The 14,416-nt window shown below is 68.0% G+C and carries 11 protein-coding genes and 1 pseudogene; 9 read left to right on the top strand and 3 right to left on the bottom strand.

Annotated features, from left to right (window positions below):
- The 3 genes and pseudogenes from BN3906_RS04755 to fni form a co-directional block, all read left to right on the top strand.
- Positions 1 to 265, top strand: a pseudogene (locus BN3906_RS04755) (diphosphomevalonate decarboxylase); the annotation flags it as partial.
- On the top strand, positions 265 to 1,377 hold the full coding sequence (locus BN3906_RS04760; protein WP_078057107.1) for a phosphomevalonate kinase: 1,113 nt from the start codon (positions 265 to 267) through the stop codon (positions 1,375 to 1,377). The pseudogene BN3906_RS04755 and the gene BN3906_RS04760, both read left to right, overlap by 1 nt.
- Positions 1,377 to 2,519 carry a type 2 isopentenyl-diphosphate Delta-isomerase gene (gene fni, locus BN3906_RS04765; RefSeq protein WP_066584800.1) on the top strand — a complete coding sequence of 381 codons (1,143 nt, stop codon included), beginning with the start codon at positions 1,377 to 1,379 and terminating at the stop codon, positions 2,517 to 2,519. Before BN3906_RS04760 ends, fni begins: the two co-directional genes overlap by 1 nt.
- 12 nt (positions 2,520 to 2,531) lie before the next feature.
- Here fni and BN3906_RS04770 read toward each other — a convergent pair whose 3' ends face one another.
- Entirely contained in the window at positions 2,532 to 3,731 is a 1,200-nt protein-coding gene (locus BN3906_RS04770) for a GAF domain-containing protein (protein WP_066584804.1), read from the bottom strand.
- A 331-nt stretch (positions 3,732 to 4,062) separates the two neighbouring features.
- Here BN3906_RS04770 and BN3906_RS04775 point away from each other — a divergent pair, with 331 nt between their 5' ends.
- Genes BN3906_RS04775 through BN3906_RS04795 form a run of 5 tightly spaced genes read left to right on the top strand, consistent with a single transcriptional unit; the run spans position 4,063 to position 9,372 of the window.
- Positions 4,063 to 4,983 carry a thiamine pyrophosphate-dependent dehydrogenase E1 component subunit alpha gene (locus tag BN3906_RS04775; protein ID WP_147592834.1) on the top strand — a complete coding sequence of 307 codons (921 nt, stop codon included), beginning with the start codon at positions 4,063 to 4,065 and terminating at the stop codon, positions 4,981 to 4,983.
- A 36-nt stretch (positions 4,984 to 5,019) separates the two neighbouring features.
- Positions 5,020 to 6,036 carry an alpha-ketoacid dehydrogenase subunit beta gene (locus BN3906_RS04780; protein ID WP_066584808.1) on the top strand — a complete coding sequence of 339 codons (1,017 nt, stop codon included), beginning with the start codon at positions 5,020 to 5,022 and terminating at the stop codon, positions 6,034 to 6,036.
- A 1-nt stretch (position 6,037) separates the two neighbouring features.
- Positions 6,038 to 7,261 (top strand): dihydrolipoamide acetyltransferase family protein, encoded by a 1,224-nt coding sequence (locus tag BN3906_RS04785; protein WP_066584811.1) that lies wholly within the window; start codon positions 6,038 to 6,040, stop codon positions 7,259 to 7,261.
- A gap of 7 nt (positions 7,262 to 7,268) precedes the next feature.
- A complete protein-coding gene (gene lpdA / locus BN3906_RS04790) occupies positions 7,269 to 8,732 on the top strand; it encodes a dihydrolipoyl dehydrogenase (protein WP_066584814.1) in 1,464 nt (487 codons plus the stop codon).
- 31 nt (positions 8,733 to 8,763) lie between these two features.
- The gene (locus BN3906_RS04795; RefSeq protein WP_066584817.1) at positions 8,764 to 9,372 is read left to right on the top strand and encodes a metallophosphoesterase; all 609 of its coding nucleotides are present in this window, start codon (positions 8,764 to 8,766) and stop codon (positions 9,370 to 9,372) included.
- Positions 9,373 to 9,463: 91 nt separating this feature from the next.
- Here the strand turns inward: BN3906_RS04795 and BN3906_RS04800 are convergent, their stop codons facing one another.
- The gene (locus BN3906_RS04800; protein WP_147592776.1) at positions 9,464 to 9,706 is read right to left on the bottom strand and encodes a hypothetical protein; all 243 of its coding nucleotides are present in this window, start codon (positions 9,704 to 9,706) and stop codon (positions 9,464 to 9,466) included.
- Positions 9,707 to 10,085: 379 nt separating this feature from the next.
- Positions 10,086 to 11,474, bottom strand: coding sequence for an NAD-dependent succinate-semialdehyde dehydrogenase (locus BN3906_RS04805; RefSeq protein WP_066586105.1), 1,389 nt, complete (start codon positions 11,472 to 11,474; stop codon positions 10,086 to 10,088).
- 154 nt (positions 11,475 to 11,628) lie between these two features.
- Between BN3906_RS04805 and BN3906_RS04810 the strand changes: the two genes are divergently transcribed.
- Complete coding sequence (locus BN3906_RS04810; RefSeq protein ID WP_147592778.1) at positions 11,629 to 14,412, top strand: valine--tRNA ligase; 2,784 nt, start codon at positions 11,629 to 11,631, stop codon at positions 14,410 to 14,412.
- Positions 14,413 to 14,416 lie beyond the last annotated feature (4 nt).

Here is a 14,416-nt window from a genome sequence, read left to right on the forward strand (position 1 = left end):
GGTCCCGCCGGTGGAGTACGTCACCGGCCAGAGCCGGGCGGCCCTCGCCGCGGTACGAACCGCGCGCCGGGAGGGACTGCCGGCGTGGGCGACGATGGACGCCGGGCCGAATGTGAAGGTGCTCACCAGTGCCGACCGTGCGGGGGAGGTGGATGCCCGGCTGCGTGAACTGCTCGCCCGGGATGTCCCCGGCCTGCGTACGGTGGTGGCACGGTCGGGTCCGGGGCTGGAGATCAGCAGAGTGACGACAGAGGAGGACGCCTGATGGATGCCGTGGCACCGTCGTCGGTGACCGAGGTGAAGGCGCCGGGGAAGCTGTACATCGCCGGCGAGTACGCGGTGGTGGAACCCGGGTATCCGGCGGTCCTCGTCGCCGTCGACCGGTACATCACGGTCAGGGTCACCCCCGCGGTCTCCGACACCGGTCACATCACCACGGACCAGAACGCCGGCAGCCGGCTGGAGTGGTACCGGCAGGGCAGTGACATGCTCATCGAACCTGACCAGGACCAGTTCAGTTTCGTCCTGGCGGCGGTGCGCACCGTCGAGGAGGCGGCGGTGGCGTCCGGGGTGCCGCTGCAGGTGTTCGACCTCGACATCACCAGTGAACTCGACGATGATTCGGGCAGGAAGTTCGGCCTGGGGTCCTCCGCCGCGGTGACCGTGGCGACCGTGCGTGCCCTGTGCGCGCACTACGGGCTGGAGCTGTCCAGGATGGAGCAGCTGAAACTCGCCCTGCTCGCCAGCACCGAGGTGCAGCGTTCCGGGTCGGGCGGTGACGTCGCCGCGAGCATGTTCGGCGGGTGGATCGCCTACACCTCCTTCGACAGGGAATGGACCCGGCAGCAGCGGGGTCGGCGTCCTCTGCTGGAACTGGTGAAGGCGCAGTGGCCGGGACTGTCGGTGCGCCGGGTGTCACCCCCGGAGCACCTCCGGCTGCTGGTCGGATGGACCGGTTCCCCGGCCTCGACGTCGCGACTGGTCGGTGACGTACAGTCCAACAAGGCGGTGGACGCCGCGTGGGACTACTCGACATTCCTCGCGGAATCCCGTGAATGTGTCGGGGACTTCGTCGCCGCACTCGACGCGGACGACACCGCCGGGGTCTTCGCCGGGATCAGGCGTAACCGGGCGCTGCTGCGTTCCCTGGGTGAGCACACCGGGACGACCATCGAGACACCGACACTGCGGCGGCTCATAGAGTCCGCCGAGGCCCACGGCGGGGCGGCGAAGACCTCAGGTGCCGGCGGCGGGGACTGTGGAATTGTGCTGATCAGCAGGGACGCCGACATTGACGGACTGTTGGCGGTGTGGGAGAGGGCGGACATCCGTCTGCTGAGTCTGCACCAGCATCTGCCTGACGGAGAGGATGACTGATGGGAACCGAACACGACCGTGGCCCCGGGCCAGTCCCCGCCGTCGCGGGCCCTGCTGCCGGTGCGGCCAACCGGAAGGACGAGCACGTCCGCCTGGCCGAGGAACTGCGTTCCCGGCCCGGGGCGGCCCCCGGTGACGGTGTGTGGGACGACATCCGTTTCCTGCACCGGTCCTTCCCGTCAGTGGCCTTCGACGAGGTGTCGACGGAGACGACGGTGTGTGGCCGGACCTGGGGAACACCCTTCTACATCAACGCGATGACCGGGGGGTCGGAGAAGACGGCACTGATCAACGCCGACCTCGCCCGGGCTGCGGCGGCCACCGGCGTGGCGATGGCGACGGGGTCGGCCAGCCCGGCACTGAAGGACCCGTCGCTGGCACATTCGTTCCGGGTGGTTCGCGAGAATGCGCCGGACGCCTTCCTCTTCGCCAACGTCAGCCCCGAGATGACGGTGCAGCAGGCCCGCGACGCGGTCGCCCTGCTGGACGCCGACGCCCTTCAGATCCACGTCAACCCGGCGCAGGAACTGGTCATGCCCGAGGGTGACCGGGATTTCCGCGGCTGGCTGGACCGGGTGGAGGAGATCGCCGCCGGTGCCGGTGTACCTGTCGTGGTCAAGGAGGTCGGTTTCGGGCTGGGCACCGAGGCGGTGGAACAGGTCGTGGCGCGGGGAGTCACGACCGTGGACGTCAGCGGCAGGGGAGGCACGAACTTCATCGACATCGAGAACCGGCGTCGGAAGAAGCAGGAGTACGCCTATCTGTCGGGGTGGGGGCAGACGGCGGCGGAGTGTCTGCTGGACCTGAAGGCCTCGGACGTGGCTGCCGGATCACCCGGAGATCCGGTCCGGCTGCTGGCGTCCGGCGGGGTGTCCACGCCGCTGGACGTGGTGAGGGCACTGGCGCTGGGTGCGTCGGCGGTGGGGGTGTCCGGGCATTTCCTCCACGTGCTGGTGAGCTCCGGGCTGGACGCCCTGGTCACCGAGATCGAGGCGTGGAAGTCTCAGGTCCGGACCCTGATGACGCTGCTCGGGGCGGGGACTGTCGCCGATCTCGGGCGTGCCGGTGTGCTGGTGGTGGGGCGGACCGCGGAGTTCGCCCGGTTGCGTGGGGTGGATCTTCAGAGCCTCGCACGCAGGTGACGCCGGTGCCGCTCACCGACGGACCGTGACGGTGTCGGCGAGGCGGTACGGGCGGGTGTCGACGAGCCCGGAGATCTCCTGCCGGATCCGGTGCACCACGGTGCGTACGGCGATCCTGCTGCCCTCGTCCCCGTAGACCTCCAGGGCGAGTTCGCGGGCGCTGAGCCCGTCGGGTCGCCCGGCGAGCGCGGAGATGACGGCGGCACGGCGTCCGGTCAGGGTGTGCGACCAGGTTCCGTCGGGGACCCCCACGAGGACCTCGCACCGGGATCCGCGCAGTGTCACCTCGACCTCGGACCTGCCCGCGGAGCTTCCGGTGCAGGGCACGAGCAGCCATCCTCCGGTGACCGGCACAGGTTCCACCGCACCGACCCGGTCGACGACCAACGGTCCGTTGATCTTCTCCGGCAGTGTGATCCTGTGGGGCAGGGTGAACCCCTTCGCCGCCGCAACCCATCCCCACCGGTCGACGGCGACCCACGCTCCGGAGGTGACGGAACGTGCCGCTGCCGTGGCCGCGAGGTCGGCGAGACTCTGCCGGTGTATCTCGCGCAGTTCCAGTTCGGCCTGCCGGGCCAGGCTGGTGGCTACGACGATGGCACTGGAGTGGGCGTCCGCGGTGCGGTAGGACAGGTCGATGACGCCGATGACACGCCTGCTCCGCGGGTCGGTGACGGGCGCTCCCGCGCAGCTCCAGGGGTGCTGGTTGAGGCAGAAGTGTTCGGGACCGTGCACGTGGACCGGGGTGGACGAGGTCAGGGTGGTGCCGATGCCGTTGGTGCCGACCGTCTTCTCGGACCAGTCACTGCCGGGGGCGAAGTGCAGACTGTCCGCCAGCCGGCGCATGGGCCGGCCGCCTCCCCTCCACACGACGCGGGCGGAGGCGTCCGCCAGCACCAGGAGTGTGTGGTCGTCGGTGAGCAGTGTGTCGAGCTGACGTTGGAGGACCGGTAGCAGGGACATCAGTGTCGCCGCCTCCGCGGTGGGACCGTGGTCGGTGTCCCCGGTCGGGGAGGGCCCGGGGGAGGGAAGCTCATCGATGTCAGGGTGCAGTCCTGACCTCAGGCTCCGCTGCCAGGAATCCTCGATGACGCGGCGGGGACGTGCGACCGGCCGTCGACCCGCGGTGAAGTCGGCGTGGATCGACTCGAGCAACGACAGGTACTCCGGTGAGCTGTCTCCACCGTCGAATGCTGCCTCGAAGGATCGCATGGTCCTGATGTTACCTTCGTCACCGATAGTTACCAGCGGTGGCGGAAGTTCACCTCCGTACAGGGGTGGTTGCACAAGGTTGCAGGAGTACGGACCGTGCAGCGTATGTCCGGTTTTGTGTGTTTGCCGGGGAAAGACACCCCTGTCTGTGGGCGGCGGGTGGCTAGCGTCGGAGGCGAGCCCCCGGGAGAGGTCCGGGTGCGAACCGCAACGCGAAGGGACATCGGACACCATGAGCCCGACCACCAGCGCCCCTAAGGGGCGGAGCAAAGCCAAGAAGCGTGGCACGCTGTCACTGTCAGACGAGGAGCTGCTCGGCGCCTACCGTCGGATGAGTGACATCCGCGCCTTCGAGGAGCGCCTGCACGTCGAGAACGAGACCGGGGACATCCCCGGGTTCATCCACCTCTACGCAGGACAGGAGGCCATCGCGGTCGGAGTCTGTGACGAACTCCGGTCCACCGATTACATCGCCTCCACCCACCGGGGCCACGGCCACTGCCTGGCCAAGGGCTGCGAGATCCGCGAGATGATGTGCGAGATCTTCGGCCGTGCCGAAGGCCTCTGCCACGGCAAGGGCGGATCCATGCACATCGCGAACCTGTCGGTCGGCATGCTCGGCGCAAACGGCATCGTCGGCGGTGGCCCGCCCCTGGCCACCGGTGCCGCACTGACCGCCAAGACACTCGGCAACGGCGGAGTCGCCGTCCCGTTCACCGGCGACGGAGGTTCGAACCAGGGACTGGTCTTCGAGGCCATGAACATGGCGGTCGTCCTCCAGCTTCCCGTGGTCTTCGTCTTCGAGAACAACGGCATGGGTGAGGCGACCGGAGCCGACTTCGCCGTCGGATCCCATGACATCGCCGGGCGTGCGAAGGCTTTCGGCATGCCGGCCGTGAAGGTCGACGGTACCGACTACTTCGCCGTGCGCGAGGCAGCTGCCGAAGCTGTCGGCCGTGCCCGTTCCGGGGGAGGCCCCTCCGTGATCGAGGCGTCCGCGAAACGTTTCTACGGGCATTTCGAGGGAGACCCGGCGCTCTACCGCACCCCGGAACAGCTCAAGGAGTACCGCGCATCCCTTGATCCGCTGCTGAAGTTCAGGGAGAACACCGCCGGGCAGATCGACCCGGCTGAACTGGACGCCATCGACGCCGCGTCCGTCAGGGAGGTCGACGAGGCCGTGGCCTACGCCCGTGCCGCCGCCTGGCCGGACCCCGCCGACGTGGACCGTGACGTCTACCTGTCGTACTGACCGCCCCCCGATCAGAGAACCTGAGGAAGAACAGCGATGAGCAAGAAGAGTTTCCGCGACGCCATCCGTATGGCGATGGCAGACGCGATGCGCGAGGACGACCATGTCGTCCTCATCGGCGAGGATCTGCGGGGTGGCAAGGGCGGTACGAACCCGGACACCACCGTCGAAGCTTTCGGCGGTGTCTTCGGAGTGACAAGAGGACTGTGGACCGAATTCGGTGATGACCGGGTGATCGACACCCCGATCACCGAATCCGCGATCCTCGGCATGGCGGCCGGTGCCGCGACCACCGGGCTGCGCCCGGTCGCCGAGCTGATGTTCATGGACTTCTTCGGCGTGGCCTACGACATGATCTACAACCAGGCCGCCAAGTTCCGCTACATGTTCGGCGGCAAGGCCACGACCCCGCTGGTGGTCAGGGGCATCATCGGTGCGGGCGTCGGCGCAGCGGCCCAGCACTCGAACTCGCCCTACCACCTGTTCACCTCGACCCCCGGTGTGAAGGTCGTCGTGCCCTCCAACGCCTATGACGCCCGGGGACTGCTGCTGCAGTCCATCCGGGACGACGATCCGGTGATCTTCTGTGAGCACAAGGCGATGTACGACCTGAAGACCGAGGTACCGGACGATCCGTACACGATCCCCCTGGGTGTGGCGAACTACACCCGTCAGGGCACGGACGTGACCGTCGTCGCCCTCGGCAACCTCGTCAACACCGCCAACACTGTCGCCGACAAGCTCGCCGGGGAGGGCATCTCCGTCGAGGTGGTCGACCCCCGCACCACCAGCCCGCTGGACGAGGAGGGCATTCTCGAGTCCGTGGCCTCCACCGGCAGGGCCGTCGTCGTCGACGAGTCCGCGGCACGGTGCGGCTTCGGCCACGACGTCACCGCCCTGATCGCGACCCGGGCCTTCGACTCCCTCAAGGCCCCGGTGCAGCTGATCGTCCCGCCGCATTCCCCGGTCCCGTTCTCCACCCCGCTGGAACAGGCCTGGGTCCCCAGCGCCGGACGTATCGAGGATGCCGTGCGCAAAGTCATGGAGGTGTGACATGAGCTCCATCAGACCCATCGAGGTCCCGAAATGGGGCATGACGATGGACGAGGGCACCATCGACGAGTGGTATCTCGCCGAGGGAGACTCCTTCTCCGAGGGCGACCTGCTGTGCAGCATCGAGTCCACGAAGGTCATGAACGACCTTGCGGCGAACTTCGACGGCGTCCTGCGACGCATCGTCGCCCACAGCGGCGACGTCCTGCCGGTCGGCTCCCTCATCGGGGTCGCCGCGGACCCCTCCGTCGACGATTCCGAGATCGACGCGTACATCGCCGAGCGCACCGGAGGTTCCGGGGACGCCGACGGTTCCGCTGACACGGACGGGGAGGACGCCACCTCCACGCCGGCCGCAGAATCGTCTCCGGCAGCACCGGCCGGTACGCCGGCGGCTACCCCGCCTGCAGCACAGGCGGCCGCACAGTCCGTCCCCCGCTTCGGACTCGACCGGCCCGACACCCAGGTCGGATCCGCGGCGTCCCCGGGCACCACCGGCGGAGCAGCTGCGGTCCTGCCGGGCGATGTCGCGAACACTCCCGAGGCCGTGCCGTTCACCGGCATGCGCCGGGCGATCGCCACGAGGCTGCAGCAGTCCGCCCAGACATCACCGCACTTCCGGGTCAACCAGGAGGTGCAGATCGACGAGCTGCTGGCACTGCGCAGGCAGATCAATGCGACAGTGCCGGCGGTGAAGGTCTCCGTCAACGACCTCATCGTCAAGGCCGTCGCCACGACACTGCTGCGTGTCCCCGAGGTCAACGTGCAGTTCGACGAGGCGACGCAGACGGTGCTCAGGTTCCCGTCCGCGGACGTCTCCGTGGCCGTGTCCGTCCCGGACGGGCTGATCACCCCCATCGTCCGGGCAGCGGACCGGAAGACCCTCTCCCAGATCTCCGAGGACATCCGTGACCTCGCGATCCGGGCGAAGGCCGGCAACCTCCTGCCCGACGAGTTCCAGGGGGGCACGTTCACCGTCTCGAACCTGGGCATGTTCGGAGTGTCCTCGTTCGACGCCGTCATCAACCCGCCGCAGGCCGCGATCCTCGCCGTCGGTGCCGGGGTGCGCAGGCCTGTGGTGCTCGACGACGGGTCCGTGGAGCCCCGCACGGTGCTGACCCTGAGCCTGGCGGCCGACCACCGGGTCATCGACGGTGCCCTGGCCGCGACCTTCATCGGCGAGCTCAAGGGCATCCTCGAGCAGCCGGCACAGATGCTGGTCTGAGGGGGAGATGATGGACAGGAGAACTCCTCGTCAGCAGCAGGCCGACCAGTTCGACATCATCGTCGTCGGCGCGGGCCCTGGCGGCTACGTCGCCGCGATCCGCGCAGCACAGCACGGGCTGAAAGTGGCGGTGGTCGAGCGCGGTGACCTCGGTGGTGTGTGCTCGAACTGGGGCTGTATCCCCACCAAGGCCATGCTCCACGGCGCCGACGTGGCCCACGAGATCGCGACGGCAGGGGCACTGGGTTTCAGTGTCGGTGCAGTGTCCTTCGACATCTCCACCCTGGTCGACTACAGCAGACAGGTCGTCGGCCAGCTCACCGGCGGTATCCGCGGACTGCTGGACGCCAACGGTGTGGAGATCGTCGTCGGTGAGGCCACCGTGCCCGACAAGGGGCGCGTCGCCGTCACCACCGGCAACGGTGACCCGCAGGGCCCGTCCCGGGTGCTGCACGCCGACCACATCATCCTCGCCACCGGGGCGCGTCCCCGCTCCATACCGGGGGTCGAACCCGACGGTGACCGGGTGTGGACGTCCACGGACGCACTGCGCCCGGAGGCACTCCCGGCGTCCCTGCTGATCATCGGTTCCGGTGCGATCGGCGCGGAGTTCGCCAGCCTCTACCGTGACCTCGGCACCGAGGTGACCCTGCTGGAGGCACTGCCCGGAATCCTTCCCGCCGAGGACGCCGACGTCTCCGACTTCGTGGCGAAGCAGTTCCGCGCGCGTGGCATCGACGTGCAGACGTCGGTGTCGGTGAAGTCGGTCGGGGCGTCCGCGGATGCGGTGACCACCGTGTACACGGCGTCCGACGGTACGGAGCACACGGCCGTCACCGAGCGGGTGCTGGTCGCCACCGGGGTGACACCGAATTCCGCGGGCCTCGGCCTGGAGGATCTGGGCGCCCGCCTGGACCGCGGGTTCGTGGTCACCGACCAGTGGTGCCGCACAGGTGTCGCCGGGCTGTACGCCATCGGTGACCTTGCCGGTGGACCGTGTCTGGCGCACAAGGCGAGCCATGAGGCGGTACTGTGCGTCGACCACATCGTGGGCGAGTCCGGTGTGAAGCCCCTGGACCGCGACTTCGTGCCGGGCTGCACCTACAGTCGGCCGCAGGTAGCCAGCGTGGGGCTGACGGAGAAGCAGGCCCGGGAACGGGTCGGTGCGGGTGGCGTCCGCGTCGGAAAGTTCAGTCTCGCGGGCAACGGTAAGGCGCTGGCGCTGGGCGAACCGGCCGGTTTCGTCAAGACCGTCTTCGACGCCACGAGCGGCGAGCTGCTCGGAGCCCATCTGGTGGGCCCCGATGTCACGGAGATGGTGCAGGGCTTCGGCATCGCGCATTCGCTGCATGCCACGGCCGAGGACCTGGCGGAGGTGATCTTCCCGCACCCGACGGTGTCCGAGGCGATGCACGAGTCCGTGCTCGATGCGCTGGGCCGTGTGATCCACTGGCCGCCGGCGCGGAAGTAGGTACGTCCGGCGTCCGGCTACGCTGTGCATCATGACCGATCCCTTCTGGACCGTCTCCGACCTGCACCTCGGCCACCGGCTGGTCGCCGGGTTGCGTGGCTTCGCTGACACGGACGACCACGACCGGGTGATTCTCGACAATCTCCGGGAAGTCCCTTCAGGAGCGACCCTCGTCTGCCTGGGGGACATCTCGGTGCGGAAGGACGCCTACGCGCTCGACCGGCTCTCCGCGCTGAAGGCGGAGAAGGACCTCACGCTGTGGCTGGTACCCGGCAACCACGACCGGGTCCACCCGATGTTCGGGTGGGATTCAGTGGCAGAGTGGACGCCGCGCTACCGGAAAGTCTTCGACGTCATCGCCCCGGACCTGCAGGTCCGCATCGGGCGGTGGTCCGTGCTGTTGACGCACATCCCCCGGGCCTCGGGGAAGGACTCGGTGCCCGACCCGCACCAGACCCCGGATCTGGCCCGGTGGGCGGGGCGCGAAGGGTTCGACTGCACTGTCCACGGGCACACGCACTCCCCGGTGCCGGTGACCCGTAAACACGTGAACCTCAGTCTCGAAGCGACGGGGCTGGCCCCGGTGTCCCCGGAGAAACTGGAGGAACTGGTGACGCAGGCGGTGCGGTTCCGGGGGTGACAACAGTCGGGCGATCGACGAGCTGTCATCGGCTGTCCCAGGTGCTGTTCAGGGCGCGGAAGTGCTCTCCTCGGTTTCTGCGCGGGTAGCTTCAGCATCGGCGCGGGTGCCGGGCGATCTGCCGCTTCTTCCTCACCCCGCAGCGGGTCATGCCGAAGGGCCGGACGGTCAGCGTGACAAGGCGGTCGAGACTGACCGGTCCCTCGAACTCGGCGTTCTCCGCGGCGACGGCGGCATGTCGGTGAACTGCAGAGGCACGCCGACCTGCCCGGAAATTGACGTCATCCACCGAGAGATTCGGAAGTGGGGTGTCCGAGAAGAATCCGGTGGGCACCTGCAGAACCGTCCCCAGGTCTACGGCGACGCGGCCAGGAGCGCCGTCCGACACCTACCGCGACCAGGTGCGCGCGGTGATTCCGGGCTGTCGGGAAACTTCGGCTTTCGACAGTCCGCGACGCATCCGGGCGACCTCGATACGATCGCCGCTGAGGCGGAGTGGGGGTATACCCCGGTCACCCGGTGTCGCAGCAGTTTCGTCTCTTCCGAATCCTGACTCACCGCACTGTGCGGTACGGTCGGTCAGAAACAGCGCCGGTTCTCCCGGACACGGCAGGGGCTTGACGTCGGTTGTGACGACCGGCCGCGTCCCCCACGGACATCGCGCCCCCTGTGGGCCTCCCGAAATCGCCCCCTTGCGGAGACCCTGCAGAGCCCTACAGGGACCGGACCCTCACCAGGTGGTCGTTGCAGAACTCGCCGACGCCCCATTCGGCCAGCTCACGACCGTAACCGGAGCGTCCCACACCACCGAAGGGCAGGCCCGCCGCGGTGACGGACGCCTCGTTGACGAAGGACATGCCGACCTCCAGCCGGGCGGCAGTCTGCTCCGCCAGCTCCAGGTCTGTGCCCCACACCGACCCGGACAGTCCGTAGTCGGAGTTGTTGGCTGTCCGCACGGCGTCCTCGACATCGTCGGCACGGTAGACGATGGCGACCGGCCCGAAGATTTCGTTGCAGCCGGCGTCGGCGGAAGGATCGACGTCGGTGAGCAGCGTCGGTTCCATGAACGCGCCGGGTCGGTCCAGGGCATGGCCGCCGACACGCACCGTCGCGGTCCCGTCCGAGGACGCCTTCTCCAGCCGTTCCACGATCTCGTCCCGTGCGCCGACGGAGGACAACGGGCCCACGTCGGCGTCCGGGTCGTCCCAGGCACCGGGTCGCAGCGCACCGATTCGCTGTTCCAGTCCGGACACGACACGGTCGTAGTCGTCGTCGAGGACGATCAACCGCTTCGGCGCATTGCAGGCCTGGCCGGTGTTGTACATCCGCAGGCTCACGTACCGGTCGAGGACACGGTCCATGTCCCTGTCCGACAGTCCGCCCAGGATGATGAACGGGTCATTGCCGCCGAGTTCCAGCAGTGACTTCTTGTAGTTCTCTCCGGCGGTGCTCGCCACCGCTGCTCCGGCCCGTTCCGAACCGGTGAGGGAGACCCCGGCGATGCGGGGGTCGGCGACGAAGGCGTCAACCTGTGAGCCGGAGGCGTAGATGTTCTGGAACACGCCGTCCGGCAGGCCCGCCTCCTTCAGCAGGTCCTGGCAGGCCCGGGAGGACAGTGGACAGATCGAGGCGTGCTTGAGGACCAGGGAATTGCCGAGCAGAAGGTTCGGTGCGGCCCAACGGGCGACCTGGTAGTAGGGGAAGTTCCACGGCATGACGCCGAGCAGCGGGCCGACCGGGTCCTTACGTACATAGGTGTGCAGGGCACCCTGGGCGGGAAGTTCACGGTCGGCGAGAAGTTCATGGGCGTGCTCGGCGTAGTACCGGTAGATGTCGACGACGATGCCGATCTCGGCCTGTGCCCATGCGGTCAGTTTGCCCATCTCGCGTCCGATGTGGGACGCGAGTTCATCGGACTGCTGCTCGTAGAGGTCTGCCGTGCGGGCGAGAACACCCGCGCGTTCGTCAACTGTGGTGGTGCGCCAGTGGTGGTAGGCGTCGGTGGCGCGGTCGAGAATCGCGTCACGGTCGGAGTCGTCGATCCTGGTGAACGTGTCTTCGGAGGATCCGGTGGACGGGTTGTTCAGGCGGAAGGTACTCATGTCTCCTTTGTACGTGACATGTCCGGTCACGTCATCCACGGTCCCGCCGGCTGACCCAGCGACCGGCCCAGCGACCGGCCCTGTGGCAGGCCCCGTGGCAGGCCCTGCCACCTGTCACCTTTCCGCGTCCGTGCCTGCACTAGACTGTCTCACCGTGACTGATCAGAGCTCCTCCGCGAACCGCGCCGACCGCCTGCCGAAGAAATGGAACCCCGCCGACGTCGAAGCTGACCTCTACCAGGGGTGGGTTGACGCCGGCTACTTCCACGCGGACGCCACCAGTGACAGGAAGCCGTTCTCCATCGTGCTGCCGCCGCCCAACGTCACCGGCCAGCTGCACATGGGTCACGCGCTCGACCACACCCTGATGGACGCCATGGCCCGCCGTAAGCGCATGCAGGGCTACGAGGTCCTGTGGCTGCCGGGGTCAGACCATGCCGGCATCGCCACCCAGACCAAGGTGGAGGCGATGCTCAGGGAGACCGAGGGCAGGGACCGTTTCGACTACGGCCGTGAGGAGTTCGTCGACCGGGTCTGGGAGTGGAAGAAGAGGTACGGCGGGGTCATCCAGAACCAGATGCGCGCCATCGGAGACTCGGTGGACTGGGACCGGGAACGGTTCACCCTGGACGACGGCCTGTCCCGTGCGGTCCAGACGATCTTCAAGGAGCTTTTCGACCGCGGTCTGATCTACCGGGCGAAGCGGATGGTCAACTGGTCGCCCGTGCTGCGCACCGCGATCTCCGACATCGAGGTGGTCTACTCCGACGACGACGGTGAACTGGTGACCCTGCGTTACGGTGACGTCACCGGGGAGGGCCCGCACGCCGACGTGGCGACGACCCGTGTCGAGACGATGCTCGGTGACGTCGCCGTCGCCGTCCACCCCGACGACGGGCGGTACAGGGATCTCGTCGGCACCACCCTGCCCCACCCGTTCCTCCCGGACCGTCAGATGGTCGTCATCGCCGACGACTACGTCGACCCGGAGTTCGGTACCGGCATGGTGAAGATCACCCCCGCCCACGACCCGAACGACTTCGCCATGGGCCAGCGGCACAACCTCGACATGCCCGAGGTGATCGACGAGACCGGCCACATCGCGAACACGGGCACCCGCTTCGACGGGATGGACCGGTTCGAGGCCCGCGAACAGATCCGGCTCGCCCTGGAGGAGCAGGGCCGGGTGCTCAAGCGCATCCACCCCTACGTCCACTCTGTCGGTCATTCCGAGCGTTCGAAGGAACCGATCGAACCCCGCCTGTCCGAACAGTGGTGGGTCAAGGTCGACGAACTGGCGAAGATGGCCGGGGACGCCGTGCGTGAGGGTGACACGGTGATCCACCCCGCCAGCCAGGAGCCGCGCTGGTTCGACTGGGTCGACGACATGCACGACTGGTGTATCTCCCGTCAGTTGTGGTGGGGTCACCGTATCCCGATCTGGTACGGGCCGGACGGTGAGATCGTGTGCTGCGGCCCCGACGACCCGAAGCCGACCGGTGAGGGATGGCACCGGGAGGAGGACGTGCTGGACACCTGGTTCAGCTCGGCCCTCTGGCCCTTCTCCACGATGGGCTGGCCGGATGACACACCCGAACTCCGGAAGTTCTACCCGACATCCGTCCTCGTCACCGGCTACGACATCCTCTTCTTCTGGGTGGCACGGATGATGATGTTCGCCACGTTCGCGGACACCATCGCAGGGTCCACTCTGGGAGAAGGAGAGGCCGGCACCACCTCCGGGCAGCGGGACGGTCGTCCGCAGGTTCCGTTCACGGACGTCTTCCTCCACGGCCTCGTCCGCGACGAGCACGGCCGGAAGATGTCGAAGTCCCTGGGCAACGGCATCGACCCGATGGACTGGGTGCGCGACTACGGTGCGGACGCCCTGCGTTTCACCCTCGCCCGCGGCGCCAACCCCGGCACCGACCTGCCCATCGGCGAGGATTCGGCACAGTCCTCCAGGAACTTCGCCACGAAGCTGTTCAACGCCACGAAGTTTGCGCTGATGAACGGTGCCCGCGTCCTCGGTACCGGTGAGGAGGACACGTTCCCCGCCCGGGAAGATCTCACGGACGCCGACCGGTGGATCCTCGACCAGCTGGAGGATCTGCGCGTCCTCGTCGACACCCGCCTCGACCGCTACGAGTTCGCCGTCGCCAACGAGGCCCTCTACCGTTTCGTCTGGAACGAGTTCTGCGACTGGTACCTCGAGATCGCGAAGGTGCAGATCCCACGGGACGCTGACGCCGCCACCGGGGAGGAGAACATCCGCGGGGAGAACACCCGGCTGGTCCTCGGACGGGTGCTGGACACGGTCCTGCGGCTGCTGCACCCGGCAATGCCCTTCGTCACCGAGACCCTGTGGAAGGCACTGACCGGCGGAACTGAGGGCTACCCGGAGAGCCTGGTCGTGGCGTCCTGGCCGACGGCGCAGGACACCAACGGGGGAGCGGCCGCAGACACCGACGCCGCCCGCCGCATCGCCGACGTCGACAAGCTCGTCACCGAGATCCGCAGGTTCCGGGCGGACCAGGGCGTCAAACCGTCCCAGAAGGTCCCGGCACGCTTCGATGCGGCGGCCGTGGACCTCACCGGACTTGAGGACGCCGTGCGTTCCATCGCCAAGGTCACCGTCCCCGACGAGACCTTCACCCCCACCGCCTCAGTGGAACTGCGCCTGTCACAGAGCACCCTGACCGTGGAACTCGACACCTCAGGAACGGTGGACGTCGCCGCTGAGCGCAAACGACTGGAGAAAGACCTGGCGGAAGCGCACAAGGAGCTCGACCGCGCAGACAGGAAACTCGGGAACGACGGCTTCCTCGCCAAGGCGCCCGAGCAGGTCGTCGCCAAGATCCGGGAACGACGGCAGATCGCCGTCGAAGAAGTCGACCGGATCACCGCCCGCCTCGCAGAACTTCCGGAGAAGCAGTGAGCAG

The sequence above is a fragment of the Corynebacterium provencense genome, from assembly GCA_900049755.1.
GTDB classification, from domain to species: domain Bacteria; phylum Actinomycetota; class Actinomycetes; order Mycobacteriales; family Mycobacteriaceae; genus Corynebacterium; species Corynebacterium neomassiliense.